Origin of the sequence: Variovorax sp. M-6, assembly GCF_052114385.1 — a bacterium.
Taxonomy (GTDB): Bacteria; Pseudomonadota; Gammaproteobacteria; order Burkholderiales; family Burkholderiaceae_C; genus Variovorax.
Window position 1 is genome coordinate 1 of the sequence record NZ_JBFREQ010000132.1, and the last position, 412, is coordinate 412.

1 protein-coding gene is annotated in these 412 nt (G+C 62.9%); it reads left to right on the top strand.

Annotated elements, in window-relative coordinates; translation table 11 throughout:
* Positions 1–224: 224 nt before the first annotated feature.
* The gene (locus AB4Z46_RS35490; RefSeq protein WP_442288232.1) at positions 225–410 is read left to right on the top strand and encodes a CsbD family protein; all 186 of its coding nucleotides are present in this window, start codon (positions 225–227) and stop codon (positions 408–410) included.
* Positions 411–412 lie beyond the last annotated feature (2 nt).

Here is a 412-nt window from a genome sequence, read left to right on the forward strand (position 1 = left end):
GATCTATCCCTCGTCGCACGCTGCCAACGCGCAAGCGGTGCGACTGCCGGCGCACCGGCGCCCGCTCAGGGCGCACCCTGCGGCGGCGTCATGTACTACAGCAGGATGCGCCAAACCGTCTGCCTCGAGTACCGCGCGCGATGCACGATTCCATCGCTGCTTGGTTGGCGGCAGCGCGCCCGCGCAGCCTCCCGCCTCTCASCGTTCACMTGGAAGGAATCGACATGAACAAGGATCAAGTCAAAGGCACCCTCGAAAAGGCCAAGGGCAGCGTCAAAGAGACGGTGGGCAAGGCCGTCGGCAATGAAAGGTTGCAAGCCGAAGGCTCCGCGGACAAGGTTGCAGGAGCAGTTCAGAAGAAGGTCGGCGATGTCAAGGATGCGGTAAAGACCGTCACGAAGAAGCCCTGACG

Excerpts from the sequence above, each read along its gene's own strand:
- AB4Z46_RS35490 (WP_442288232.1), top strand. The coding sequence starts at position 225 with ATGAACAAGGATCAAGTCAAAGGCACCCTCGAAAAGGCCAAGGGCAGC.